The following is a 23825-nucleotide window of genomic DNA, read 5'->3' as shown; positions in this document are numbered from 1 at the left end:
GTAGAGGCGGTTGTTGGTGGAGGTGACCCACTCGCAGAACTGGCTCCAGGCAGACGCGCCTTGGCGCTGCTGAAGGGTGGTGGTCATGAGAGCGTGAGTGTGTGCCCCGGAAGGAGCGGGTAGGTAGGACAGAAACCGAACCAGAGGTTCGGCAAACCGCAGAAGCGGATGTCTGTCTTTCAAAACTTAGCATGCTTTTGCGTTTTGTAACGGTGCCATTGGTTCTGAGGGGCGCCGCCCTTTTCGTTGTGCCCGTCAACGGGCTCTCCTTCCCCGTCGAAAGTCCCACGGCCGCCTGATGCCTCCGGGCACTGCCCAGACCCCGAGGCGGCTGCGCATCGCCCGTGCTTCCGCGTCGAGATACTGCTTGGCGTCGCAGCTGGCCAGGTGGCGGCGGAAGACGAAGGCTTCGCCGTCTTCCACCATCGCCAGGCCGAGGTTGGTTTCACCAATCACTTCCGCCACGGTTCGGCCGAAGCGATCCATGGTCTGCGGCCTGAGGGTCACGCTGGAGCCGATCGTCAGACGCGTTTTCAGATAACGGTGGGCCCTGGCTCCATCGCTGGCCTGATCCAGCTCAGGGGCATCGATGCAGGCCAGCCGCACGGTGATCAGGCGCGGGCCCTGCCGCACACGGATCGTGTCGCCATCGCCGATCGAGAGCACCACAGCACGGCTTGTGCGTTCAGCCAGAGCCGACGGAGCGAGCCCCAGCAGCAGCTGCAGGCCCAGCAGCAGGCCAGGGATCAGGAGCATCTAGTTCAGACGTCTGGGGCTGGAGTTGACTCAGACCTTGAGATTGGGGCAGATCACCCCACCCTGCTTGGTGGGATCGTTCTGCCAGTCGGCGAGTAACCCCTGCAGCTCGCCTCGTAACTGATGCAGCTCCTTCATCCGGGCATCAATGCGCTCGATCTGGTGGTTGAGCATCACCTGGATGTCGTGGCAGGGCAGTTCACCGGCATCATGAACTGCCAGGCAGCTCTGGATCTCTTCCAGTGAGAGCCCGAGAGCCTTGAGCCGGCGAATGAACTCGAGCCTGGGAAGGCTGTCCTCATCAAACAGGCGGTAACCACCCTCGCTGCGACCAATCGCAGGCAGAAGTCCCAGTTCTTCGTAGTACCTCAGGGTCTTGACCGGGACACCACTGCGGGAGGCCAGGGCGCCGATCTTCATGCCGGTGCATGGCTGCTGGCGGAGGCCAATCTCCAACAACTTGACTCTCCACTCATCAGGAGACTCTAAACTCCCTTCAGTTCCATCAATCTCCTGCCATGTCGCGATTCGGTCTGCTCTCGCTGCTCACGGCGGGCCTGGTCGCTACTCCGGTGATCGTGGCTCCGGTGGCCTCCCGAGCCCAGGCAAACGACATGTTCCCCACCAAGGCGGCTGCTGAACAACGGGCTAAGCAACTCGCCTGCAGCGGCTCCTTTGTGATGGGTAAAGAGTGGATGCCCTGCAGCTCCTTCGCCGCCTATCAGAAGGCGATCTCGAAGTCGAAATGAGATGACCCAGCTCACCAGCCCAGTTCAGCCTCTGTCTGCAGCCCTGACGAAGTTCCTATGGCTCACCCTCGTGGTCGCCGCCGCCGCAGCAGTTGACCCCTGGATCAATCCGGCTCCCGCCGCTGCCCATTCCAAGGGGATGTATGCGACGCGCCAGGAGGCGGAGCGGCGCGCTGTCCAACTGAAGTGCAAGGGGGTGTTTGCGATGGGTGGGGCCTGGATGCCTTGCGCCAATGAGCAGGCGCTGCACAAGGCCCTGCAGAACGAATGAAACGCCACCATCAACTGCGCCGTCTGCACCGCGCCCTCGTGCCTCTGGCTGCCTTGCCGATCATCGCCACCGCCCTCTCCGGTTCTCTCTACGGCCTGCTCTCGGCCCAGGGGATCGAGGCCTTCTGGTTGATGAAGTTGCACATCGGCAACTTCGGGCTGATCAACCTCCAGCCTTTTTACTCCGCCGTCCTCGGGGTGCTCACGCTGGTGGTGGCTGGATCGGGCCTGGGCTTGCTGATCGGTGAGGTTCAGAGCCGGAACAGAGCGTCGAATTTGTGATATTCAGGCTTTCGTAATCCCTCCACCGCCAGCATGCGGCGCAGCTCGATGATCTCGGCCCTCTGGGCCAGGATCACGTCCCTTGCGAAGCGCCTGATGGTGGTGTTGGTGCTCTTGGCCAAGGCGTCGTGGGCCATCATCAGCGCGCCGCCGTGGTGCTCGAGCATGCCCTCGAGAAACCACACCACCCGGTTCTCCCTGGTGGGCCCGGAGCCCATCATGCGCATCCCCTCGATCTGGGTCTGGCTCATGCGAGTGAGGCCCGAAAGACTGTTGGGATCACCCCCGGGCGCCATTGCCACCGGAAAGTTCGGCGCCTCGGGGTACCAGGCCTTGCGCCAGAGGCCCATTGCCCGGATCTCATTGGCCTGATCGCGCCAGATCGACTTGCCAAGCGACCCCACACCGGGCTCTCCGATGTCAAAGATGAACTCGCTCATGCGCAAGGCCCCGGTGTGGTGCTGCACCATGCCGTCGATGAAGCGCAGGTCGTAGGTGGCGCCGGCGGAGCCCACGTCATGGGCATGGGCTCCATGGTCCATGGGTGCCGCCATGGGATCAGGTGTCGGCATCGAGTGGTTGTGGTGCTGGTGATCCATGGCGGGATCCATCTGCGCCCGGGCAGCAGGAGCTGCCAGAGACAGCGCGCCGAGGCTGATCAGGAGGGCGGGAAGCCAGGAGTGGCGCATCGCTGCAAGGCGGAACTGGCCAACCGTATGGTCTCCTGTCCACTGGAGAGTCAAGGCCTCGCTGCTTTTGCCCGCGATCCAGCCAGCCTCAGAACATCGGGGGGCTGGACTCTCTTTTAAAGGGGGCGCAGCTGGGCCGGGGTGGGCTTCACGCTCCAGGTCATCAGGCTGGTTTCAAGTCCTGGGCCATTGGCGGTGAGCCAATCGGCCACGGAGACGACCGCCTGGGCTCCGTAGGCGCGATGGGAGCGCACCACCACGACCCCCACGCCATCCACCAGCAGCACCCCGGCTGCCGCCGCTTCCGCCAGGCCGGGTGCCGCCAGCAGAGCCACGATCAGGTGCTCCGCCGGGCGGGCGGCCGTTCTGGGCTGCGAAGCCGTGCGGATGATCCTGCCTGCTCGGCGGTAATTGGCGAGCACCCCATTGGCCAGGCCCGCCAGCTGGTCATCGTTGCGCACGTTCTCGTGCACGTTGAGGGTCACCATGTCGCGCCAGGTGGTCAGGTCGCTCTGTTCCCCAGGGGTGAATTCATGCTGCCCGGCGGCGGAGAAGCGGTGCCAATAGCGCTGACCTCCAAAACTGAGGGAAAGCCCCCGGGAGGCGGCAGCGGCGGGACGGGGTTCGATGGCCTGACTCCAGACGGGACCTGGCCGCAGGCCCTGCACGAGCGCGCTGGCCAGGACAGCCGCGAGCATCAGAGCCCCCAGGTCAGGAGTGGTTCGTAGCAGTTTCACGGGCGGAGCCTCTCAGAGAGCGCGCCATTGCCCTCTCATAGCCAGGATGGCAGCCTTGAATGACCACGATGGGTATAGCCCTGCCGCCCTGGCGGCCGCTGCTGCGTGCTGCCCGCGAGCGGGAAGGCAGATCCCCGACGTCCCGCTGGCTGCAGCTGGCCACCACGGCGGCCGATGGCAGCCCGCGGGTGCGCACCGTGGTGTTCCGCGGCTGGGCCGATGCTGCAGTGCTCGATCTGCTCAGCGATCGGCGCAGCGCCAAGGCCCACGAACTGAGCCGCCAACCAGCTGTGGAGATTTGTTGGCTGCTCAGCAAGGCCCGCGCCCAGTTCCGTCTGCGCGGCCAGCTCCTTAGCCTTCCCTCGACTCTGGAGGAGCGGGAACGTCAACGGCATTGGCAGTCCCTCAACCCCGCCGCGCGGGCCCTGTGGGGCTGGCCTGATCCTGGGGCACCGCTGGAGCAGAGCGCAGCCTTTCCAACGGAGCTGGCGGACGGCAGCTCGATTCCGGACAGTTTCCTGCTGCTGCGCTTCGCCATCGACCAGGTGGAACTGCTGGAACTGGGCGGCCATCCCCACCGCCGCCGCCGCTGGCGTTTGGCGACCGCCTGGCAGGAGGAAGCCCTGAATCCCTGAACGCCCGGGCCCCATACACTTCACAGGCAGGGCCTGAGGCTGATGCGGTGCTGAGCAGACTCCTTGCTCTGATGGCCGCCAGCTGGCTGCTGAGTCCCGCGGCCATGGCCCAGCAGTCCCTGACCTGCACGAGTCTGCAGGAGCGTTACCGGGTCCTTGCCGATCAGGCGTTGCAGCAGGAAGTTCGCCTGCTCAAAGCCGTGCGCCAGCGGCTTTGCCCCACCCTCAGCCTGCAGGCGGACGAGGCCCAACCTGACCAGTCAGCGGCGGAGGCGATCGACTTCGATGCCCTGATCCGCTGCCGCCATCGCGCCGAAGCTGAACTGCAGGCCACACGCGCGCCCCTGTATCGCAATCGGCGGCAACTGGCCTTTTACACCGCCGCTGGTGCGGACCTGGCCAAGCAGGCCGACGGCTGGCTGGAGCGCAGTGATCAGGCCGGCTGTCCCTGAGCCGGCACTGGCTTGGGCCCCATCGCCGCCAGCAATTGCTCCGCCAGCTGTTCGCCGCTGCGCAGGGCACCCTCGATCCGGCCGAAACCAGGGCCGCTGGTGAAATCACCACAGAAGCCGATCCGGCTCTGTGGGCAGAGCATCAGTTCTCTGGACAGACCCGGCGGCTGGGGAAAAGCCGCCCCCCAGCGCATCAACTGAGGATCAGCCTCCGCCAGCTCCAATGGAGTGATCCAGGGCTTGACCACTGCCGAGAGCGCTGATGCCAGGGTGTCTATCAGTGCCTGCTCCCGCTGCGGCGATGGGGTGACCCCAGCCAGGCTGGCAACCGATGAGCGCGATCCGATCACGCCAGCGTGAAGCGTGGCGACGTCAGCTGTGGAGTGGGCCACAACTGCGCAGCATCCATCCTCCAGGGGCTGAATCGAGAGTCGCGAGAGCCCCCAGCGCCTCTGGGCTGCATCATCGAAGCTCAGCAGGCGAAAGGGAAGCCGCCGCCAGGCCTCAGCCGCTGGAGGTTGGATCAGGAGCAGCAGGGCGCAGCGTGGACTGGTGTCGATGGCGGCGATGGCGGCGGCGGCCCGCTCGAGCTGTGGATCCCCCAGCGTCCTGACCAGCGGCTGCAGGGGGGGCTCAGGCCAGCCCAGCAGCTCCTGGCAGCGGGGATGCACCAGCAGGGTGCCGCTCAGCACCAGCCAGTCGGCGCCGCCCAGCCGGCGATGGTCTTGATCGAGCAGATCCCAGCCAGCGCTCCTGCTTCGGGCCAGATGCCTCACCAGCTGACTGCTGTTCAGAACAAGGCCGTCGCCCCCTAGCTCCAGCAACCCCCGGCAGAGTTGATCCATGCCGCCCCTGCCTCGGTACAGATCCCCCTGCGTGAGCGGATCGGTGGTACCGGCGCTGAGCTGACCCTCTCCGTCGAGTTGTGCCAATGCACCAGGCCAAGGCTCGATCCAGCCAGCTTCAAGCAGCGGAGCTAACAGTGTTGGGGCAGGACCGGCGCTGATCGAGAGCAGTGGTGCTCCGTGATCGAAACGCAATAAATGGTTATGGCGTGAGCGGCGGGTGCTGGCACGTCCCCCAGCCCCCCGGCCGGATTCCCAGAGGCTGATCGGACCCCGCCAGCCCAGCCGCCGCAGCCGGGCCGCCATAGCGCAACCTGCTACTCCTGCACCGATCACCGCCAGGGACTGGGCAGCTGGATCAATCTGGATTTCTCGCTTCCACTCCAACAGGCTCAGACCATGGTTCGTTCTGGTCAGATCCGGGGTTCTGGTCAGATCCGGCTCAGACCCCCTGGCCGGCCGAGGATGCCTGCTGGTAGAGCTGTTCGAGCCGCTCACGGCTGAGGTCCACCACCATCACCTCTTCACCAGGACTGGGAGCTTCGGGGTGGCGGCGGCGTGGCGTGGCGACTCGCTCGCTGCTGCGCAGGTTCTGGGTCATCAGCGCGAAGGCGCCACCCAGGATCACGGCGAAGCAGCCCATGTAAAGCAGTGGGCCGATCACGTTGACAAAGGTGGTCATGGGGTTCCGGCTTTCCAATCAGCCTAGTGTGAAGAACTGTTAACCGTGGTTGGTTCGGTGCGGTGGCCCGGCCCCGGCTTCTGGGCAATCACCGCGAAGAAGGGATCTCCATGGCCCCCCAGCCAGCCCAGCGGCCCCTCTGCCCGGGTCGACTCGGCGACCAGCTCCGGCATCGGCCAGCCCTGAGCTACCAGTACCCGCACCACATACTCCAGGTGATCCCGGTCGCCGCCGTCGGTCCAGATCTGGGGCGCTTTCTGCATGAACATCCGGTTGGAGAAGGCCACGATCAGCTGCCCCTGGGGCCGCAGGATCCGCAGCAGCTCGGCCGCGATCGCTTCCGGTTGCTGCAGGTACTGCCATCCCGCCACGATCAGTACCGCATCCACACTGCTGTCCTCCAGGGGCAGGCGCTGGTCGCGGTTCAGGTTCTGCAACCAGTGCTGATCCAGGCGTGGATTCGCCTCCAGCTCCCGGGCGTTGAGGCCATGGCCGATCACCCGCTCATAGCGGACCTCCTCGGGGAGATGGCTGACCCAGCTGCTCATCAGATCCAGCACCACCGCGCAGGGTGGAATCCGCTCGCGGTAGAGCGCCGTCAGCCGGTTGCGAAAAGCGCCGTCGAGGTGCTGCACGAAGCGGGGCTCGGCGTAGAAGGCGGCGTCATCGGAGCGGTCGAGCTTGACGCGCTCCGCCTCGCTCAGCACCTGCACCACCATGGCTCGCTCCCCAACGTCATCGATCGCCCCATGCTGGCCACAACAAAGCCCGGTGGCGGGGCCACCGGGCGCTTGTCTGCGGAGCGGAAACCGCTCCACGATCGATCAGATCGTCGGTTGGGCATGGAGACCATGCCGTTGCGCGTCTTCAGTTGTGTGTCCGTCGGTGATGCGGTTGTTCAGCACTGGGATCGATTGGATGGTTGCTCAAGGGCGGAGCCGCTGACGCTGGCACCTGGGGCCAGGGTTCAAGTGGGGCTTCCCAGAGAGTCCGGGGCACCTGAGACGGCGCAAGGACAAGGCGGCTGAAACCGCCGGGGAAACCAGTGATCCGATGAGAGTGTTGGAGCAGGGTCCGGATCGTCAGCGAGCTCCTGGATGCTGCTCAGGGGGGGTGTCGTCCATCGCTTGGAGCCTCCGAATCCCGTTGCTGTCACTCTCCCCCCGCCGACCGGCCGGCACAAGGCACAGCCCCCCAGACGACACCGCTCGTCACGTCGGGACATCTGCCGTCATGAAGCAGTCGCCATGAAACGGTGACTAGTACAGATGCACTACTCTGGCGATCCCTGAGAGGCTGCCCGTGACCACCGATCCAGCCACTCACCCAGCCACCCAGTCGGCTGTCATCACCGGTGGCTTCAGCGAACCGTTCACGCCCCTGCCGTTGCGCGAGCGCCGCCGGGCCCTGCTGCTGCCCCTGGCCGGCGAGAGCGTGGCGGCCGGCTTCCCCAGTCCCGCCGACGACTACGTCGAGACCGGCATCGACCTCAATGAGCAGCTGATCGCCCGCCCCAGCAGCACCTTCTTCCTGCGCGTCAGCGGTGATTCCATGATCGGCGCCGGCATCCACCACGGCGACCTGCTGATCGTCGATCGCAGCGTCGAGCCTCGCCACGGCCGGGTGGTGGTGGCGGTGGTTGAGGGGGCCTTCACGCTCAAGCGCCTGGTGCGGCACCAGGGGCGGCTGCGGCTGGAGGCCGCCCATCCCGCCTATCCGCACCTGGAGCTGAGCGATGCCGAAGACACCCGCCTCTGGGGGGTGGCCATTCACGTGATCCACCCGCTCTGAGGGCGCCGATGGCCTGGGCCACCGTGCTGATCGACGGCAACAACTTCTACGCCTCCTGCGAGGCGGCCCTCGATCCCTCCCTGATCGGCCGGCCGCTGGTGGTGCTCTCCAACAACGACGGCTGCATCGTGGCCCGCAGCGCCGAGGCCCGCGCCCTGGGCATCCCCATGGGCCAGCCCTACTTCCAGGTGCGGCGCGAGCTGGAGCGCCTCGGCGTGGTGGTGCGCAGCTCCAACTACGCCCTCTATGCCGACATGAGCCAGCGGTTGATGCTCACGCTTGAGCCCTGGGTGGAGGAGCTGGAGATCTATTCGATCGATGAGGCCTTCGGCCGGCTGCAGCGTCCGTCGCCGCAGGCTGGCTCTGGTGGTGGCGCTGCTGATCTCAGCGCCTGGGGCCGCGCCCTGCGCCAGCAGGTGCGGCGCCACCTGGGGCTGCCGGTGGCGGTGGGAATCGCCCCCTCCAAGGTGCTCGCCAAGCTGGCCAACAAGCTGGCCAAGGCCGATCCGGCCCACGGCGGTGTTTTCGATCTGGGGGCGCTGGCCGATCCCGACCCCTGGCTGGAGGCCGTGGCGATCGAGGACGTCTGGGGCATCGGCCGCAAGCTCGCGCGCTGGTGCCGCCTGCGCGGCGTGGCCAACGCGCTCCAGCTGCGCGAGCTGGCCAGCGGTGAGCTGCGCAGCAAAGCCGGTGTGGTGGGGCTGCGCCTGCAGCAGGAGCTGCGGGGCCACAGCTGCCTGCCCCTGGTGGCGGTCCCGCCCGCCAAGCAGGAAACCTGCGTGAGCCGCAGCTTCAGCGAACCGATCCGCGAGCTGGGCCCGCTGCGCGAGGCGATCGCCACCTATCTCAGCCGCGCCGCCGAGAAGCTGCGTCGCCAGCACCAGCGCGCCGGTGCCATCACCGTGTTCGTGCGCAGCAGTCCCTTCAACGGCACCCGCCTCTATGCCAATGCCGCCACCGTGTCGCTGCCGCTGGCCAGCAACGACACCGCCGTGCTGCTGGCCGCCGCCCTGCCCCTGGCCGAACGCCTGTTCAGACCCCACAAGCCCCTGCAGAAAGCCGGTGTGCTGCTGCAGAATCTGCAGCCGCTGGAGCAGCTGCAGCACCATCTGCTGGTGCCGCTGTCGCCGCAGCAGCAACGGCGCCGGGAGGAACTGATGGCCACCATCGACGGCCTCAACCGCCGCTACGGCCGCGGCACGGTGCAGTGGGCCGCCTGCGGCCTCCAGCCGGCCTGGGCGATGAAGCGGGAACGGCTCTCGCGGGCCGCCACCACCCGCCTGAGCGACATTCCCGTGGTGCACAGCGGCTGAGGCGCCGCTCAGCGCCGGTTGCGGGGGGGCTGGTCGCTGCCCATCAGCAGCAAGCGCTCCCACTGCCCAAGCTTCCAGGCCGCGACGCCCGCGGCCACCGCCACCAGGGCCGCGGGAATCAACACCGGCAGGGTGTGGAACCAGGCGATCGCCAGCAGGGCCAGCCAGGCCAGGGGGGCCAGCAGCGGCCGCCAGCGGCGGATCTGGCGCAGGGCGCCGGAGCAGCTACGGCAGTGGCGGGTGTGGCTCTCGTAGCGCTCCATCAGCGCGCTGCGACCCAGGCGCGGTGGCAGCGGCTGATCCGGGAACGGCTCGCCCGCCCCACTCACCACCCAGTCGCGCAGAGCCTTGACGTAGGTATCGGCGCCGGTGGCCAGGTGGCAGGCGCGGCTGAGGGCCGCACTGCCGCCGCGGTTCTCCAGCACCCGCTCCTGCCAGTGCAGGAAGATCTGATCGTCTTCCAGCACGGTGTGATTACTGATGTGCTGGAGCCACTGGGGGCGCAGGCGCAGCAGCCGGCCAGGCCAGGGGGACTCGAACTGGAACGGGAAGCGGGCAAACAACCGGCACTCCCCCGGCCGGGTCGGCGTGGCGTACACCACGGTGAGAATGCGTGCGAAACCACGGGCCGTGAGGTCGTGCCACATCAGGCCTGGAGCCAGAAAGGTGGTGAACTGGCTGCCGAGCTTGCCCCGGCGCGGGCCCTCCTCCCAGACGCCGCTGAATCCCTCAGGGCCGGCATGCTCCAGCCGCAGGTCCACCGGGCCGGCCGTCTCACGGCGACCCACCGTGGCGTGATGGGTGAAGGGCACGTGGCTCACATCGAGCACGTTCTCCAGCAAGGTGAGGGCGTCGTAGGGGAGGTCGCGGAAGGTGTCCTGCACCAGCCAGCCGGCCCGCGTGTCCTCCAGGACGGGAACAAGGGGCAGGGGCACCGCGATGGCCGCCTCGGGTGCGCCGGCAAACACGAAGAGCATGTCCTGGCCGGTGGCGGTGGCGTAGGCGCGGCAGGAGCTGCGCCGGTCACTGGGCTGGCTGCCGGCACTGGCCTGGGGAATGGCGGTGCAGCGGCCCTGGCCGTCGAAGCTCCAGCCGTGGTAAGGGCACTCCAGCTCACCGTCGGCATTCAGTCGCCCCTCGGAGAGCGGCACCAGGCGGTGCGGGCAGACATCAGCGAAGGCGCGCCACTGGCCGCCAGCCGCTTCAGATCCGGCTGTGCCTTTGCGGTCGAACCAGAGCACCAGGTCGTCGCCAAGGAGTGTGAACCCCGTGGGCCTGTCCGGATCCAGATCGCGCAAAAAGGCCACCGGATACCAGGCGTTGCGCCAGGCCAGGCTCTGCTGGGCGGAAGCCGTGGGGAGGAGTTCGGCGCTGGCGCTGCTCACAGCAAGACATGCATGCAGGCTGAATCGTGGCAGGCCCGGGCCGGCGACCGTGCCAATCGCCCTCAGGAAAAGCCCCCGGGCTTGGGGCGGCGGCTGGAGAGGGAGAGGTTCACATTGGCGTTGGGAGTGGCGCTGGGAGTGCCGCTGGCCGGGGCGCCCGGAGGCCGCAGCCCGGCCGGTTGCGGCACGGCCATCACGTTGAACGCCAGTGACCAGCGCACTCCCTCCCCTCGGAACGGCGGCACCGAATGGGGCTGCCAGGCGGGAAACACGTAGAAGTCACCCGGTACCGGGTGGGCGTAGTGGACCATGCCGGTGTGGAAGCTCTGGATGTGCCAGTCCTCCGGTCCGTGGAAGCAGAGCTGACCGTCGAAGCTGTCGGGCCGGATCTGGGGGGGCACCTTCAGGAACACCACTCCGGAGAAGCTGCCGCCGTGGGTGTGGACCGGGTTGTAGTCGCCGCCGCGCTGGGCATTGAGCCAGACATCCACCAGCTGCAGGCCGTATCGCCCGGGTATCCAGGGACCACGGCCCTGGGGGGGCTGCCGCTCCATCACATGGCGGATCCAGTGGTCACACCCGGGCAGGATCACCGTGCTGGCCAGGCTGGTCACGGCCGGGTGCTGGGGGGCCAGCTGTCGCTGCTGATCCAGCTGACCAGCCAGCTTCACGGAAGCGTCCGGAGAGGACTCCGGATCGGCGAGCACCTGGCCTGCCAGGGTGATGAGCTCGGCGAGCAGACCGTCCGGCAGATGCCCCTTGAGCACGTAGCGGGGGAACAGGGTCAGCATCTCCATCGAGGTGGCGTCCTGCAAACCCTTTCCAGCAGCGGCTTTTCAGCCTAAGGGAGCCCCCCTAGAGCCCCTCGTAGCGCACGTTGAGGTTGAGCTTCCCAGGACCAAGTGCCGTGGCCTGGAGCACCAGCACGGCTGTTTTGCCGTCTGGGGTGCCATCGACGCTGGTGCCAGCTGGTGGATCGAAGACCAGATTCAGGCCCCACGGACCCGAAACGGTGTTGATCGTGCGCTCCCGGTAGCCCTGGCTGCTCAAAGAGGCGCGCAGCTTGGCAAGCAGGCCCTCGGGCGTGCCGCCCAACTGGCCGTTGAGGCTGATCTGCCCCACGGCATTGGCGGCGAACAGGCTGGGCAGACCGCTTGGGACCGGCAGCTTCAGTCCCTTCAGCAGGGACGCGGCTGGGGCGGCGAAGGCAGCCGTGGCGGTGAGAACCACCGACGCGGTGGCCGTGAGCAGCGTGCGCAGAAAGCTCAAGCGGAGAGGTGCGTCAGCGATCAACCTACGTGGATTGCATGGAGGAATTCTGCGCCGCTGCCCTGGGCAGCCTGGCGTGATGGGCGCTGGGGATGCTGCCAGCTGAGCCAGCCAGATCCACTCAGGCAGAGCGTCATCAGCACTCCGGCGATCAACCACCAGGGCGGCAGGGGCGGTCGGTGGTGGCGTTGGTGATCAGGCACGGGCCCACGTTGCCGCTGACCTGTGGCTGTGGTGTGTCCCTGGGGGCCACAGCTGTAGCCGGATGTGACCGAGGCCGCTTCAAGCCCTATGAGATCAGCAGTTCTGCAACAGAAAGGCCCCGGTTGTCCGGGGCTTTTTGCTGCACCGTTCCCGTGCTGCTGGGACCGCTGAAGCAGCCCGTCGCTCGCCGGTGCCATTTGAGTCTCGCCCTTCTCGCCCCGGATTGGGGTGTGGAGCGTCACCTGCTTCGACTGCGGCAGGCCACGCCAACCCGATCCGGTGGCTGGCCTCAGCCGACAGCAGCGGCAGCGCGATCGAAGTAGGTGCCGATCTCGGAGGCGAGGGCGGAGCAGTCACCGGGGGTGATGCCGTTGCGGTCGTTGACGAGAGCCATGGCGGCATCCTTCATCTTGCGGACCCCTTCAGCCACGGAAGCGCCGGGGACGCCGAGGGCGAGATAGGTTTCGCGGAGGCCGTTGAGGCAGCGATCTTCCAGTACGGAAGCATCGCCGGTGAAGACGGCGTAGGTGACGTAGCGGAGGATGATCTCCATGTCGCGCAGGCAGGCAGCCATGCGGCGATGGGTGTAGGCGTTGCCGCCGGGGGCGATCAGGGCCGGCTGCTGATCGAACAGATCGCGGGCAGCGTTGGTGACGATCTTGGAGGCGTTGGAGGTGATGCGATTGACGGCATCCATCCGCTTGTTGCTGCCGGAGACGATGGCGCCGAGGGCATCGAGCTGGGCGGGGCTGAGAAACTCGCCACGGGCATCAGCTTGAGCCACAACCTTGGTGAAAGCGTCGAACATGGAGGGGAAACATCCAAGCCAGACGCTAGGAATCAGGGCACCGCAGCGCGAGAGGCCGGTCGTCGGCTCCAGGCCTGAAGACTTGGCTTCTAGCCTGAAGACACCTAGATCCTGAGATTGAACTGGTGTGGATGGCCCCGACGCCTGAGTCCTCAGGCCCCCTCAGCTGGGAGCAACTGGGGGCGCTGGCACCGGCCGAACCCGACCGGGTCAACGGCTCCTGCAACGCCCAGGCCCTGTTGCGCCTGTTTGGTGCCAGCGAAGCGGATGTGAGGGTCACTCTCTTCCGTGACCACCACGCCTGGTGCCCCTACTGCCAGAAGGTGTGGCTGTGGCTGGAGGAGAAGCGGATTCCCTACCGGATCCGCAAGGTCACGATGTTCTGTTATGGCGAGAAGGAGCGCTGGTTCCGTCAGTTGGTGCCCTCAGGCATGCTGCCGGCCCTCCAGCTCGATGGCCGCACAATCACCGAGAGCGACGACATCCTGCTGGCCCTGGAGAAAGCCTTCGGCCCTCTGGCCCTGGGCATGAAGGATCCGGCGGTGCTGCCCTTGCGCCAGCTCGAGCGTGTTCTGTTCCGGGCCTGGTGCCAGTGGCTGTGCAGCCCAGGGTTGAGCCCGGCCCAGGAGGAGCGGGCCGCCGCCCAGTTCGATCGGGTGGCCGCGTCAGTGGATGAGGCCCTGCGCTCCACCCCGGGCCCCTACCTGCTGGAGACGTTCAGCAGCGCCGATGTGGTGATCACCCCCTACATCGAGCGCATGAGCGCCAGCCTCTTCTATTACAAGGGCTACAACCTGCGCACCCGCCACCCGGCGATCGCGGCCTGGTTCGCCGCGATGGAAACCCGTCCCACCTACCTGGGCACCCAGAGCGACTTCCACACCCACGCCCACGATCTCCCCCCCCAGATGGGCGGCTGTCACGCCTGGACCACCCCGGAGCAACAGGCTGCCCAGCGGCGCGTGGATGAAGGACCCTGGCCCGTGGCCAGCCCTGATCCGGAAACCTCCCAGCCGGAGCCGGAGGACTCGGCGCTGATTGCTCTGGCACGGTTGCTGAAGCATCGCCAGGCGATCGCAGCGGTCAACCCCGATGCACCGGAGCGCTTCGATCTGGCCCTGCGCTGTGCCCTCACAGGGCTGGTGGGATCGACTCTGCCGACGCCACCGGCGGGGTCCGCCGCGGGCCTTGGCTACCTTCGCGATCGCATCAGCGTGCCCCGCGACATGCCCCTGCATGCTGCCCGGCGGCTGCGCCAGGCTCTCGGGGCCGCCATGCTTGCGGCAGAAGGCCCGAAGGACCAGTTGTCGGCGTTGCCGAGCCAGCACCGCCGCGACCAGGACCCCAGGCCATTCCAGCGCCAGGAGCCAAGCCTGGAGCCGATCAGCCGATGAGGGGCCCGCAGCACGGCTTCAGGGTCCTGGCCGCCTCGGCCGCCGCCCTCGCCTTTTGGGCACCGTTCCCGCTCATGCCCGCACCGGCAGCTGCCGTCGAGCTGGGGGAGCAGACGTTCTTCCTGCGTGCCCCCTGGAAATTGCGCTGGCGCACCTACAACTCCACGGTCTTTGATCGTGGCGGTGAGTATTACGTCACGATCGAGATGCCCGAGGAGGCCGGAGCGGGGCTGGGGGCACTGGAGATCCGTCAGATCTCGGGAGCCGACTGGCGCTTCTCCTTCGACGACTCCCGCACACGCGCCTTCCTGGGCCAGCCCAGGCGGGAAGGTCCGCCGCTGCCGGTCCAGGCCAGCTTCGACGACGCCAACCGCTTGTTTCGTATCACCTTCCCGTCGCCGCCCGCTCCTGGGCAGACCGTGACGGTGGCGCTGCGGCCCTGGAGCAACCCAGCCAGCGCCGATGTCTATCAATTCGCTGTGGTGGCGTTCCCGGCCGGTCCGAATCCCGTGGCCCAGCAGGTGGGGATCGCCAGGATGTCGATTTACGAGCTGGTGGATTTCTGAGCACCGCCTGCTGAGCAGCGATCTCCACGACGCTCACCCACCAGTGGGTGATCCTCCAGGCCGGTGATCGCCTCAGGGTTGCTGTAGTGCTTGAACTCCAGCCAGTTGCCCGAGGGATCGATCAGAAACAGACTGCGGTGCTCCAGGGGGGTGCCGGCAAAACGCAGGCGCGGCTCGCCCCCCAGCTGCAGGCCCTGGGCGCGGGCCCGCTGCTCGAGGGCATCTAGTTCCTCGGCGCTGGCGAACACCAGACCGAAGTGGCGGGGGTAGATGCCCGTCTGCTTGTGGATTGCCCCGTGCTCCAGGTGGGCCACCAGCTGATGCCCGCCCAGCTCCAGCACCAGGGCCTCGGCGCTGCGGCGTCCGCGCCGGCAGCCCAGCCCCTGCACGTACCAGCGCTCGGTGGCCTCCAGGTCGATGACTGGAAAGGCCAGATGAAACAGGGGCGTGCCCGGCATCGCGGCGGGGGCGGGAACCGCAGAGGACAGGCGGCTTCTTCAGAGGCGACGGCGGAAGCCATCGCTGAAGCCCACCGAGGCGGAGGAGCGCTCCTCACCGGCGCGGCTGAGCTGCCAGACGTTGCGGCTGAGGCGCTGGGCAGTGATGCCGGCCCGGCGCACCACGGCGGTGCCGGGCCGGGCCCCCAGCAGCAGGGTCACCTCCTGGGTGGTCAGGGGGGCTCCTGTCTGGAGCGCCAGGGCAATCGCCTCGAGGCGGCCCTTCAAGGTTGAAACGGTGGCAGATCCCTCGGCTTCGGCGTCGAGATCGAGCAGGGGCAGCTCAGCGCCCGTGCTGGCCATGCCGCGCATCAGACCCAGCCCCACCACGGCAAGGGCCTGCTCGGGCTTGACGCCCTGCTCGATCGCCCCACTGATCCATTCGGAAAAGGAAGCCTGGGTTTCGCTGCGGACGCTGCCGGCGGGATTCACTGTGGTGGCGGTGTTCACCGTGCTGCTTGATTTCGAAGCCACGGCGCTGATTCTCAGGGGTCTTGAGGCGAAGTTATCGGTTGAGCCAGGGCGCGCAAGGGGGCGGCGGCTTTGGAGCAAGAAACCGGATGGGGCCGAAGGGTAAGATCCATCTGCTTCCACGAGAACCCAGTCCCCCTGGGGATTCGGCCTGTCAGCGCAGGTCGTCGCGCCATCCATCCCACAGGTCGCCTTGATGCCCCGTTCGTCACGGATGGATTCCCGCCCGCCGAACGATTCAGGTAGAGGTCGTCAGGTCCGTCTCACCGGCAGCCACAGCCCCGTTGCGCAATCGCGCCAGGCGATTGAGCTGCGCGCCTACGTCTTTCTCGACTCGCTGCAGCCCCAGCTGGCCGCCTACATGGGAACGGTGTCCCAGGGCTTCCTGCCCATTCCCGGCGATGCCTGCCTCTGGCTGGAGGTGGCCCCCGGCATGGCCGTGCACCGCCTCACTGACATCGCCCTCAAGGCCAGCACCGTGCGCCTCGGCCAGAAGGTGGTGGAGCGCGCCTTCGGGTCGCTGGCTCTCTACCACCGGGATCAGAGCAGCGTGCTGCTCTCCGGCCAGGCAGTGGTGGAGGCGATGGGCACCACGGTGGAGCAGCGTGGCCAGTGCGAGGTCACCTGGGAGGAGATCATCCGGGCGATCACTCCCGACCATGCGGTGCTGATCAACCGCCAGAACCGTCGCGGCTCGATGATCCAGGCAGGCATGAGCATGTTCATCCTCGAGACCGAACCGGCCGGCTATGTGCTGATCGCTGCCAATGAGGCCGAGAAGTCTTCGAACATCACCGTGGTTGATGTGAAGGCAGTGGGCGCCTACGGGCGGCTCACCCTCGCGGGCCGCGAGGGGGATATCGACGAGGCCGCTGCCGCCGCATTGAGGGCGATCGAGATCATCAACCGCTGACTTGATTCAGGTCGCCAGCTACGCACCGTTCAGGCCCAGCACCCGGGGCAGATCAACCGCTAGAGCGTGCAGGGCCTTGGCACGGCTGCCGAGCTTCTCCAGCTGATGGGGGGGCATCTCAGCGAGGGTGCAGCCCGCTTCACGCACGTGCAGCAGCCGGTTGTAGCCATAGCCGGCGGCGGCCACAGGCTGGCGCAGGATCTCCCCCCGACAGATCCCCTCGGCTTCGAGGATGGTGCTGCCGCTGGGGTCGGCCACGGCCAGGGCGGTGATCAGGGCAGCGCTGCGGTATGGGGTGTCTCCCATCTCCCCCAGCAGGCGGGCCATGCGCTGCTCATCACCCTGGGCGTAGCGAGCCGAGTACACCCCCGGGGCACCCCCAAGGACATCCACCGCCAGGCCCGAGTCGTCGGCCAGGGCCCAGCGGCCGGTTAGCCGGGCCACGGTTTCCGCCTTCAGCCTGGCGTTTTCGGCGAAGGTGCTGCCTGTCTCCTCCACCTCCAGTCCCTCGGGCTGGGGGGCCACATCCAGCTCAAGCGGGGCAAGCATGGCCTCCATCTCGCGGATCTTGTGGCGGTTGCCGCTGGCGATAACCAGCACAGGCCTTGGCACAGCCGCTCAGCTCTGGGTGGCCAGAGGACGGGATCCCTGCCTGGGCACGGGACCGTCGCGGTCGGAGCGGAAAATCAGCTCCAGGTCGCCGGCGTGTTCGGGAAGGAGGGATATCAGCTCTGTGAAGGCCTGCAGGGTCTGGGGCGCACCTTTGATCATCGTCTCGGAGCTCATCAACACCACATCCAGCTCGGGTCCATCGGCCTGGGGCTGCACATCCGCGAACAGCTGCACCACCATTCCCTGGGGAGGAACTCTCATCACGGCACTGAGGTGGGACGGACCCTGGTGGTCGAATTCGGGATTCAGGCGCCGCAGGGCGGGCATCAGCTTGGGGATCAGCTCATGGCCCGCCGCCGGCCCACGGGGCTTGAGCACGATGATCAGACGAGCCATCTCCGCCGCTGCGTTCGAGGCCCGCATCCTTGCGCAGCGCCGCCCCTCGCTTGCCCTCACTGTTCCCGCTGACAGCTGATCGCCAGCTCAAATCAGGAGCGTGCGGGGCATTCAGCCCTGGTGGAAGGCTGGATTGAGCCAGCAGCGAGGCATCGCCTCATCCGAGGGGAACACCAGCTCTGTTTTGCTGAACGCCTGGGGCTCCTGGATTTCTTCGCCCGCATGGAAGCGTCCGGTCACGGAGCTGGCGAAGGGGTCCATCAATTGCTTGATGTCGAGCACTTCCACCAGGCTGGAGTCGGGACGGAACTTGAGAAACATGGGCCCTCCATGGGATCTGTCTCTGCTGTAGATCCGCCCCGGCCATCTGGAGCGTCAACGTGGTGGAGCGTCACCGATTGAGTGGGCGCCACGCAGGGAGCGCCGTTGTCCCCATGCTGCGGCGGCGAACACCGCCGCCATCACCAGATAGCCCAGGGCCCACTCAGCCCCTGTGCCCCAGCCAAGGTTCAAGACGGTGTCGGCGGTCGTGAAGCGCCAGGCATGGATCAGCCCGAACCAGGAACCGCCGCTCGCCAGAGCCGCGCAGGCGGAGGCCGCCAGGAAGCGCTGCTCGATCACGTACACCAGCAGGGCCGAGAGCAACATGGCCGCCACTATCTGGCCCTGCTCGAGGGCAAAGGCTCCTGCCGCCCAGACATCGGCCTGCTGCAGCGGTAGGAGCAGGGCAGGTCCGAAGGGTTGCCCTGGCCCGCCGGCTCCGCCGGCGCGCAGCCCGGCCTTGAGCAGCAGGGCACCCCAGCCTGCCAGCCCGGGCAGCAGGCCCAGCACCACTGCCGGGGCATGGGCCGCGGGTGTGGCCTGGAAGCTCTGGGCGGCGATGACGATGCCGATGTAAAGCACGATGGCCATGCCGGCCTCGATCGGCAGCAGTTGCCCCACGAGCCCAAAGAGGCCGAACAGGCAGCCCAGGCCCATCAGCAGCCCGTTCAGCCAGGAGTAGCCGATCCGGGCACCCATGCCTTTCCAGCCGGGATGGCCGATGTAGATGGTGGTGGGGAAGCAGGAGCCCAGCAGCGCCGCCGCGATGGTGCCGACACCGTTGATCAGCAGTGATCCCTTCACGGGATAGCGGTCGCCTGCGGCTTCGGCGCTCTCCAGGTTCTGCAGCGAGCCGAGGATGTTGAACAGGCCCATCGGCACGATCACGCCGATCCAGGGCAGCAGCTGGTCGCGGGCCTGCCAGAGCGCCCCCAGCTGAAACCTGGGAAGGTGCCAGCCGACCTGGGCGGCATTGGTCTGCCAGCTGACGGGATCCAGGCGCAGCTGGCCGGTGGCCGCCGCCAGGGCGATGCCGAGCAGCACCGCCAGCAGGCCGCCGGGGAGGGGCAGGCGCAGGTTGCCGTAGTAGGTGAGCAGGATCACCGCCAGTACCGCCAGTCCCACCACGGGATGGGCATAGGTGCGCAGCAGGAAGCCGAGGGCGATGTACCCCAGGGCGATGCCGGCCAGGGTGGAGAGCAGGGCTGCTCTCGGCAGCCAGCGCCGCAGTCCGCCCACACACCAGGCCCCCGCTGTTTCGATCACTCCCGAGCCCAGGCAAGCCATCAGTCCCGCCTGCCACGAGAGCCGCACGGCCTCGGCGTCGCTCAGACCCTGGCCGAGGGCCGTGAGCTTCACCGGCAACATCACCAGGAACACATAGGCGAACAGGCTCACCGTATTGATGCCGTAGGGCAGGGCGGTGCGGTCGGAGCGGCGCTCCAGCCGGCCGAGCCGATGGGCCTGCCAGGCATAGGCGGCATTGCCCGCCACCAGGCTCACGCCGGTGGCGGGCAGGATCACCCCGAAGATCAGGCCATCGGGATACCCGAGCACGCCCCGGCAGAGGCTGAGGATCAGCAGGATCTGGATCAGGTTGTCCAGTCCGAGTCCAAGCAGCCCGTCCCAGTCGCCGGGCACCAGCCAGCGGGGTCCCCTTTCGTCCATGGCCATGGCCCCTTGCTCTCCCCATGATCCTGAAGACGGAACCGGGGGCTGTGAACCCTTGTGACCCTGGCGGTCCCGCGCCCCTTTCATCCCTGAGGTTCAGGGCTGGAATCCCGCCCGAAGGGCCGTGATGGAGTTTGTGCTGGCGGTGCTCGCCCTGATCTGGTTCACCTTCCTGCTGCTGGTGCTGGCGGTGCTGGGCCTGGGCTGGCTGCTGAACAGGGGGCGGCGGGGGAGTGCGGGAGGCGTGATGGCGCCAGAGCTGCTGGAGCGGCTGGAGCGACTCGAGGCACGGCTGGAGAGGCTGGAGGGTCTTGGGCAGACCGAGCGGTTGGAGCGGCTGGATCAGCCCGAGCGGTTGCAGCTACTGGGATTGGAGCCGCAGCAAAGACCTGAGACTGGTGTCGGCTCAGCCGGCGTGAGGCCATCGAGGCTGCCGCCGCTGGAGTTACCAAAACCCTCCGTTCCGCCCCCGCCTCTCGAGCCTCCCGTCCTGGGGCGCTCGTTGGCCAAGCGGCTGGAGCGGGGCATCGAGAACTGGACCGGACGACTGGGGGCCGCGGCAGTGGTGGCCGGGGTCACCTTTCTGCTTCTGCACAGCGCCTACCGGCTGGAGCCGGCCCAGCGGTTCCTGCTCACCCTGCTGGCGGCGGCGGCCCTGGCTGGGCTCTCCCTCTGGCTGGCCCGCCGGCCCAGCTGGCGAGAGCTCTCCGAATGGATCCGCAGTGCTGCCGGGGCCATTGTCCTGCTGGCCTGCGCCGCGGCAGGGGGATTGCCAGGCCTGGGGCTGCAGTGGATCGACCAGCCTCTGCCCGCTCTGGCGATTCTGCTGCTGGGCATTGGCCTGAATCTGCTGCTGGCCTGGCGATCACGGCGTCAGGCCCTGGCCGCTGCCCACCTGGTGTTCTCGCTGGTGCCCCTGGCGATCGTGCCCCCCTCGGCGATGGCATTGGCGACAGCCAGCGCCATCGTCCTGATTGGCCTCGCTCTGGCCCAGCGCCGCCGCTGGGATGGGGAGCTGCTGATCGTGAGTGGGGCCGCGGCGCTGCACCACTTGCTCTGGTATCTCCAGACCGATCTGCCCTTCCGCAACGAAGGCCTGCGCCCCTTTGGGCTGAGCGCCGCCGTGGTGGTGTTCGGTGCCGGCGTGCTGGTGGTGCATGGACACCGGGCCAGGCCCGCCGCCTTCAAGTTGTTGCCCCTGCTGGCCTTGCTCACCAACTGGCTGGCCCTGGCGCTGGCCTTGCTTGCCTATCCGGCCAGCCCGTGGGGCCGTGCCTTCGGCTGCGGGCTGGCGGCACTGCTGGCTCTGGCTCTCGCCCGCCGCGCCGGCCGCACCGGCGAGGTCTGGTTGCAGCGGGGCGAGCAGTTGATCGCCCAGTCGTTGGTGATCAGCGCGCTGTTCAGCCTCGGACCGCTGCTGGCCAACGGGCTCGTGCTGCTTCTGGCCGTGCTGCTGGCCTGCCTGGTGTTCCTGCGGCTTGCCGGTGCCGGTGGTGATAGCTGGTGGCCACGGATCAGCTGGGGTCTGAGCCTGGGCTTCGGAGTGGTGCTGGCGCTGGTGGGCCTGATCCCGTCGATCGGACCGAGCAGCAGCCAGAACGCCATCACCCTGCTGCTGGGGGCAGCTGCAGCCCTGGCCGCCTCAGTGGATCTGGCCAGGGCAACTCCGGACAGGCCCCAGGCTCGACCCAGGCCGAGCCTGGGCTGGCTCAGTGCTGGGCTGGTGGTCAGTGCGGCGGTGCAGGCCCTGGCCGGCGGTTGGATGGAGTGGTTGGCGCTGGTGGCGCTGGGCACGATGGTCGTGCTGGCGAAGCGGCTGCAGGCGCCAGGGGTGTTGGCGGGAGCTCAGGCCGCCGGCCTGGTGGTGCATGGGCTGGCCTGGCTGAATCTGCTGCTGAGCGCTCCCTGGCTGCCCGCCCTATTGAGCCTGCGCCTGCTGCCCCTGCTGCTGCTGGCGGGGCTGTTGCTGCGGGCCGGTGCCAGTGGGAGGGCTCGCCAGGCCGCCATCGTGCTGCTGGCTGTGGATCTTGGGCTGGCCGCTCAGCTGCTGCTCGCTCCGCTCTCAGCACTGTTGCCGGCCACGGCTTGGTTGCTGCTGGCGCTGCCCCTGGCGGATCTGTCGGCCCGGAGCTCGGCGCGGACGGCACGAACCCTGCTGCTGGTTGGTGCGGGGTATCTGCTGATGGTGCTGGTGGTCTGGCCTGTCTGGGTGCTGCCCTCAACGGCACAGCTCGGGGTGATGCTCTGGAGATGGCCGCTGGAAGGGCTGGGTCTGGGGGTGCTGCTGCGCTGGTGGCTAATCAGCCAGCACCAACCTTTGAGCACCTACCCGGGCTGGAGGCGTCTGCGCTCCTGCCTGTTGGAAGCGGTGCTGCTGAATCTCAACCTGATCGTGCTCTGGGAGCTGTCCCCTGCGGCGCGGACCCTGGCCTGGGCCGGGTTGGCTCTGCTGTTGATCAGTCGTCATGGCAGACGCTTCTTCGGGTCACGGGGTGGGCTCTATGCCCCGCCGATCAGCTGGCTTGGCCTGCTGCAGCTGGTGCTCGCCCTGCGTCGCCTGCGCCTCGATGGCGGCGACTGGGGCGCGCCCGATCAGCTGCTGATCGGGCTGGCTGTGCTGTTGCAGATCGCTTTCGTGGTGCTGCAGCACCGGCAGGCTCCCAGGCAGGCCAAGGGACCTGCACAGGCTCTGGCTCTGGCTGGTCCCTTGGGCCTGCTGCAGCGGCTGGAGAGTCAGCGACTCGTGGCAATTGATCTGCCGATGCTGGTGGGGCTCGCCCTGGCGATCTACTGGCGCTTTGATGCCGGACTGCTGACGTTGCTCTGGTCGGCCCAGGCCTTCCTGGTGTTCTGCCTGGGGACCTGGTTGCGCAACAACCCTCTCCGCCATCTGGCTCTGGCGGGGTTGGGGCTCTGCTTGCTGCGGCTGCTGCTGATCGACCTGGCCCGGGCCGACCTGGGCCTGAAGGGGGTGGTGTTCGTGGGGGTGGGGGTCCTGCTGATCGGGATGAACGCCCTTGTGAACCGCTACCGCGACCGCTTTTGTTGATCCACCGCAGCCTGGCTGAGCCTGGGGAATCAGCGGTGTTTGATCAGCTCAGCCAGTGGATAACGCACCTTCGCGAGGCTGGCGTGCTTGTCGTCGGCGCTGCGATAGCCGGCCAACTGCTCCGGTGTCTGCCCCCGGAGATCGGCTGTGGCGGCGATCAGGCGGTCGAGATCACTCTCCTCGATCTGGCGACGCACCAGGAAAACCACCAGATGGGAGGCCTCGGTGACCTGAGCCTGATTCCAGGAGAATGGCCGCAGTTCACTGCGCAGGGACGGGTCGGTCCGGGTCGTCAATGACGAGGAACGTCCAGGGCTGCAGGCCAAAGGACGAAGGGGTGAGCACCATTGCCTGATCAAGGGCAGCCCAGGTTTCGCTCGGAATTCTGCGCTCGGCATCGAACTGCTTGGTGGCGTAGCGCCAGGCCAAGGACTGGAGCAGATCAGAGCTGTCGAAGGTCATGGGTTTGTCGTATGAAGAAAACCTTGAATAGGTCAGATCAGTCGCTGGAGCTTGTGCCAACCTTCATGTCGGCACAAGGCCTCCTGGGGCCTCCACTCAACCGCCTGTCAGCACCGATGGAGCACGGTTCCTTCACTGACCAAACGACCTGGCTGAAAATTTCCAGGGTCGAAGCGTTGCGCAGTCGTCTGCAACATCTCCGCGAACGGCTTCAAAACCAGATTCAGAGCCTGCCACTGGGCAACGAGGGTTGGCTCAACACCGAGCGGGAACTGAACGCTGCTGAAGCAGCCATGTCCGAGCTGGGGGACTGGCGGCTGGGCTGAATCCACCCAGTTCAGCGCCTGCAGGGAAACTCCTCACGGGAGCCCACCAGCAGGTTGAAACTGGGGTGATCAGGGTCAACGGCAGACCAGAACCACTTGCCATCGGAATAGCTGGGAGTGCCACTGGAGTTGCTGCGGGGCAGCTGCAGGCTCAGGGAACATCTGAAAAACCGGCTAAAATCAATCCAGATCCAAGACTGAGACTGGAACGGATGGCCGCCCCCCTCCAGCTGGGCTTTACGGACTACGAGCAGATCTGCGCCAAAAAGAGGACGCGACG

32 protein-coding genes are annotated in these 23825 nt (G+C 67.2%); 12 read left to right on the top strand and 20 right to left on the bottom strand.

Going from position 1 to position 23825, the window contains the following annotated elements; all coding sequences use genetic code 11:
- Positions 1 to 255: 255 nt before the first annotated feature.
- Both KBY93_RS14040 and KBY93_RS14035 read right to left on the bottom strand, forming a co-directional pair.
- Positions 256 to 756 carry a thermonuclease family protein gene (locus KBY93_RS14040; RefSeq protein WP_255095050.1) on the bottom strand — a complete coding sequence of 167 codons (501 nt, stop codon included), beginning with the start codon at positions 754 to 756 and terminating at the stop codon, positions 256 to 258.
- A gap of 30 nt (positions 757 to 786) precedes the next feature.
- The gene (locus tag KBY93_RS14035) at positions 787 to 1176 is read right to left on the bottom strand and encodes a heavy metal-responsive transcriptional regulator (RefSeq protein ID WP_255095049.1); all 390 of its coding nucleotides are present in this window, start codon (positions 1174 to 1176) and stop codon (positions 787 to 789) included.
- Positions 1177 to 1274: 98 nt separating this feature from the next.
- Between KBY93_RS14035 and KBY93_RS14030 the strand changes: the two genes are divergently transcribed.
- From KBY93_RS14030 to KBY93_RS14020, 3 genes are read left to right on the top strand one after another with little or no spacing between them, the layout of a single operon-like run.
- Entirely contained in the window at positions 1275 to 1505 is a 231-nt protein-coding gene (locus KBY93_RS14030; RefSeq protein WP_255095048.1) for a DUF3721 domain-containing protein, read from the top strand.
- Between the two features lies 1 nt (position 1506).
- On the top strand, positions 1507 to 1776 hold the full coding sequence (locus KBY93_RS14025) for a DUF3721 domain-containing protein (protein ID WP_255095047.1): 270 nt from the start codon (positions 1507 to 1509) through the stop codon (positions 1774 to 1776).
- Positions 1773 to 2057, top strand: coding sequence for a hypothetical protein (locus KBY93_RS14020; RefSeq protein ID WP_255095046.1), 285 nt, complete (start codon positions 1773 to 1775; stop codon positions 2055 to 2057). The genes KBY93_RS14025 and KBY93_RS14020 overlap by 4 nt, the downstream gene beginning before the upstream one ends.
- Here the strand turns inward: KBY93_RS14020 and KBY93_RS14015 are convergent.
- Positions 2027 to 2746, bottom strand: a complete 720-nt coding sequence (locus KBY93_RS14015; protein ID WP_255095045.1) for a DUF305 domain-containing protein — start codon at positions 2744 to 2746, stop codon at positions 2027 to 2029. The two genes, KBY93_RS14020 and KBY93_RS14015, sit on opposite strands and share 31 nt — an antisense overlap.
- Positions 2747 to 2862: 116 nt before the next feature.
- The gene (locus tag KBY93_RS14010) at positions 2863 to 3483 is read right to left on the bottom strand and encodes a hypothetical protein (protein WP_255095044.1); all 621 of its coding nucleotides are present in this window, start codon (positions 3481 to 3483) and stop codon (positions 2863 to 2865) included.
- A 59-nt stretch (positions 3484 to 3542) separates the two neighbouring features.
- Between KBY93_RS14010 and KBY93_RS14005 the strand changes: the two genes are divergently transcribed.
- Both KBY93_RS14005 and KBY93_RS14000 read left to right on the top strand, forming a co-directional pair.
- Complete coding sequence (locus KBY93_RS14005; protein WP_255095043.1) at positions 3543 to 4118, top strand: pyridoxamine 5'-phosphate oxidase family protein; 576 nt, start codon at positions 3543 to 3545, stop codon at positions 4116 to 4118.
- 71 nt (positions 4119 to 4189) lie between these two features.
- On the top strand, positions 4190 to 4570 hold the full coding sequence (locus tag KBY93_RS14000; protein ID WP_255095042.1) for a hypothetical protein: 381 nt from the start codon (positions 4190 to 4192) through the stop codon (positions 4568 to 4570).
- Here the strand turns inward: KBY93_RS14000 and KBY93_RS13995 are convergent.
- Genes KBY93_RS13995 through KBY93_RS13985 form a run of 3 tightly spaced genes read right to left on the bottom strand, consistent with a single transcriptional unit; the run spans position 4552 to position 6816 of the window.
- Positions 4552 to 5802, bottom strand: a complete 1251-nt coding sequence (locus KBY93_RS13995) for an NAD(P)-binding protein (protein ID WP_255095041.1) — start codon at positions 5800 to 5802, stop codon at positions 4552 to 4554. The genes KBY93_RS14000 and KBY93_RS13995 overlap by 19 nt on opposite strands.
- A 55-nt stretch (positions 5803 to 5857) precedes the next feature.
- On the bottom strand, positions 5858 to 6097 hold the full coding sequence (locus KBY93_RS13990) for a hypothetical protein (protein WP_094556792.1): 240 nt from the start codon (positions 6095 to 6097) through the stop codon (positions 5858 to 5860).
- A gap of 23 nt (positions 6098 to 6120) precedes the next feature.
- Entirely contained in the window at positions 6121 to 6816 is a 696-nt protein-coding gene (locus KBY93_RS13985) for a methyltransferase domain-containing protein (protein ID WP_255095040.1), read from the bottom strand.
- A 628-nt stretch (positions 6817 to 7444) separates the two neighbouring features.
- Between KBY93_RS13985 and KBY93_RS13980 the strand changes: the two genes are divergently transcribed.
- Positions 7445 to 7888 carry a LexA family protein gene (locus KBY93_RS13980; RefSeq protein WP_399223249.1) on the top strand — a complete coding sequence of 148 codons (444 nt, stop codon included), beginning with the start codon at positions 7445 to 7447 and terminating at the stop codon, positions 7886 to 7888.
- An 8-nt stretch (positions 7889 to 7896) separates the two neighbouring features.
- Complete coding sequence (locus KBY93_RS13975) at positions 7897 to 9201, top strand: Y-family DNA polymerase (protein ID WP_255095039.1); 1305 nt, start codon at positions 7897 to 7899, stop codon at positions 9199 to 9201.
- Positions 9202 to 9209: 8 nt separating this feature from the next.
- Here the strand turns inward: KBY93_RS13975 and KBY93_RS13970 are convergent, their stop codons facing one another.
- The 5 genes from KBY93_RS13970 to KBY93_RS13950 form a co-directional block, all read right to left on the bottom strand.
- A complete protein-coding gene (locus KBY93_RS13970) occupies positions 9210 to 10586 on the bottom strand; it encodes a Rieske 2Fe-2S domain-containing protein (RefSeq protein WP_399223243.1) in 1377 nt (458 codons plus the stop codon).
- Between the two features lie 62 nt (positions 10587 to 10648).
- A complete protein-coding gene (locus KBY93_RS13965; protein WP_255095038.1) occupies positions 10649 to 11383 on the bottom strand; it encodes a putative 2OG-Fe(II) oxygenase in 735 nt (244 codons plus the stop codon).
- 58 nt (positions 11384 to 11441) lie between these two features.
- Positions 11442 to 11855 (bottom strand): hypothetical protein, encoded by a 414-nt coding sequence (locus KBY93_RS13960; RefSeq protein ID WP_255095037.1) that lies wholly within the window; start codon positions 11853 to 11855, stop codon positions 11442 to 11444.
- Between the two features lie 20 nt (positions 11856 to 11875).
- Positions 11876 to 12058 (bottom strand): hypothetical protein, encoded by a 183-nt coding sequence (locus tag KBY93_RS13955; protein ID WP_255095036.1) that lies wholly within the window; start codon positions 12056 to 12058, stop codon positions 11876 to 11878.
- 290 nt (positions 12059 to 12348) lie between these two features.
- Positions 12349 to 12867, bottom strand: a complete 519-nt coding sequence (locus KBY93_RS13950; protein ID WP_255095035.1) for a phycocyanin subunit beta — start codon at positions 12865 to 12867, stop codon at positions 12349 to 12351.
- Positions 12868 to 12998: 131 nt separating this feature from the next.
- On the opposite strand from KBY93_RS13950, the gene KBY93_RS13945 reads away from it, so the two are divergent.
- Together KBY93_RS13945 and KBY93_RS13940 are read left to right on the top strand one after the other, a co-directional pair.
- Complete coding sequence (locus tag KBY93_RS13945) at positions 12999 to 14261, top strand: glutathione S-transferase family protein (protein ID WP_255095034.1); 1263 nt, start codon at positions 12999 to 13001, stop codon at positions 14259 to 14261.
- Positions 14258 to 14827, top strand: a complete 570-nt coding sequence (locus KBY93_RS13940; protein WP_255095033.1) for a DUF2808 domain-containing protein — start codon at positions 14258 to 14260, stop codon at positions 14825 to 14827. The genes KBY93_RS13945 and KBY93_RS13940 overlap by 4 nt, the downstream gene beginning before the upstream one ends.
- On the opposite strand, the gene KBY93_RS13935 is transcribed toward KBY93_RS13940, so the two are convergent.
- The gene (locus KBY93_RS13935; protein ID WP_255095032.1) at positions 14806 to 15285 is read right to left on the bottom strand and encodes a VOC family protein; all 480 of its coding nucleotides are present in this window, start codon (positions 15283 to 15285) and stop codon (positions 14806 to 14808) included. The two genes, KBY93_RS13940 and KBY93_RS13935, sit on opposite strands and share 22 nt — an antisense overlap.
- 39 nt (positions 15286 to 15324) lie before the next feature.
- Positions 15325 to 15798: a hypothetical protein gene (locus KBY93_RS13930; RefSeq protein ID WP_255095031.1), complete on the bottom strand. Its 474-nt coding sequence runs from the start codon at positions 15796 to 15798 to the stop codon at positions 15325 to 15327.
- 211 nt (positions 15799 to 16009) lie between these two features.
- Here KBY93_RS13930 and KBY93_RS13925 point away from each other — a divergent pair, with 211 nt between their 5' ends.
- Positions 16010 to 16708 carry a BMC domain-containing protein gene (locus KBY93_RS13925; RefSeq protein ID WP_255095030.1) on the top strand — a complete coding sequence of 233 codons (699 nt, stop codon included), beginning with the start codon at positions 16010 to 16012 and terminating at the stop codon, positions 16706 to 16708.
- Between the two features lie 18 nt (positions 16709 to 16726).
- Here KBY93_RS13925 and rdgB read toward each other — a convergent pair whose 3' ends face one another.
- The 4 genes from rdgB to KBY93_RS13905 all read right to left on the bottom strand — a co-directional run bounded on the left by rdgB (position 16727) and on the right by KBY93_RS13905 (position 19711).
- On the bottom strand, positions 16727 to 17308 hold the full coding sequence (gene rdgB, locus KBY93_RS13920; RefSeq protein ID WP_255095029.1) for an RdgB/HAM1 family non-canonical purine NTP pyrophosphatase: 582 nt from the start codon (positions 17306 to 17308) through the stop codon (positions 16727 to 16729).
- An 18-nt stretch (positions 17309 to 17326) separates the two neighbouring features.
- On the bottom strand, positions 17327 to 17716 hold the full coding sequence (locus tag KBY93_RS13915; protein WP_255095028.1) for a hypothetical protein: 390 nt from the start codon (positions 17714 to 17716) through the stop codon (positions 17327 to 17329).
- 111 nt (positions 17717 to 17827) lie between these two features.
- The gene (locus KBY93_RS13910) at positions 17828 to 18037 is read right to left on the bottom strand and encodes an acetyltransferase (RefSeq protein WP_255095027.1); all 210 of its coding nucleotides are present in this window, start codon (positions 18035 to 18037) and stop codon (positions 17828 to 17830) included.
- 54 nt (positions 18038 to 18091) lie between these two features.
- Positions 18092 to 19711: an NCS2 family permease gene (locus KBY93_RS13905; RefSeq protein WP_255095026.1), complete on the bottom strand. Its 1620-nt coding sequence runs from the start codon at positions 19709 to 19711 to the stop codon at positions 18092 to 18094.
- A gap of 124 nt (positions 19712 to 19835) precedes the next feature.
- Here KBY93_RS13905 and KBY93_RS13900 point away from each other — a divergent pair, with 124 nt between their 5' ends.
- Positions 19836 to 22757, top strand: coding sequence for a hypothetical protein (locus tag KBY93_RS13900; RefSeq protein WP_255095025.1), 2922 nt, complete (start codon positions 19836 to 19838; stop codon positions 22755 to 22757).
- A gap of 29 nt (positions 22758 to 22786) precedes the next feature.
- On the opposite strand, the gene KBY93_RS13895 is transcribed toward KBY93_RS13900, so the two are convergent.
- Positions 22787 to 23053 (bottom strand): hypothetical protein, encoded by a 267-nt coding sequence (locus KBY93_RS13895; RefSeq protein WP_255095024.1) that lies wholly within the window; start codon positions 23051 to 23053, stop codon positions 22787 to 22789.
- Entirely contained in the window at positions 23019 to 23219 is a 201-nt protein-coding gene (locus KBY93_RS13890; protein WP_255095023.1) for a nitroreductase family protein, read from the bottom strand. The genes KBY93_RS13895 and KBY93_RS13890 overlap by 35 nt, the downstream gene beginning before the upstream one ends.
- Positions 23220 to 23335: 116 nt before the next feature.
- On the opposite strand from KBY93_RS13890, the gene KBY93_RS13885 reads away from it, so the two are divergent.
- Positions 23336 to 23545, top strand: a complete 210-nt coding sequence (locus tag KBY93_RS13885; RefSeq protein WP_255095022.1) for a hypothetical protein — start codon at positions 23336 to 23338, stop codon at positions 23543 to 23545.
- Positions 23546 to 23825 lie beyond the last annotated feature (280 nt).

Origin of the sequence: Synechococcus sp. J7-Johnson, from assembly GCF_024345795.1 — a bacterium.
GTDB lineage: Bacteria > Cyanobacteriota > Cyanobacteriia > PCC-6307 > Cyanobiaceae > Regnicoccus_A.
Note: the sequence above shows the minus strand (reverse complement) of the source record. Positions and strands in the feature narration are given on the sequence as shown.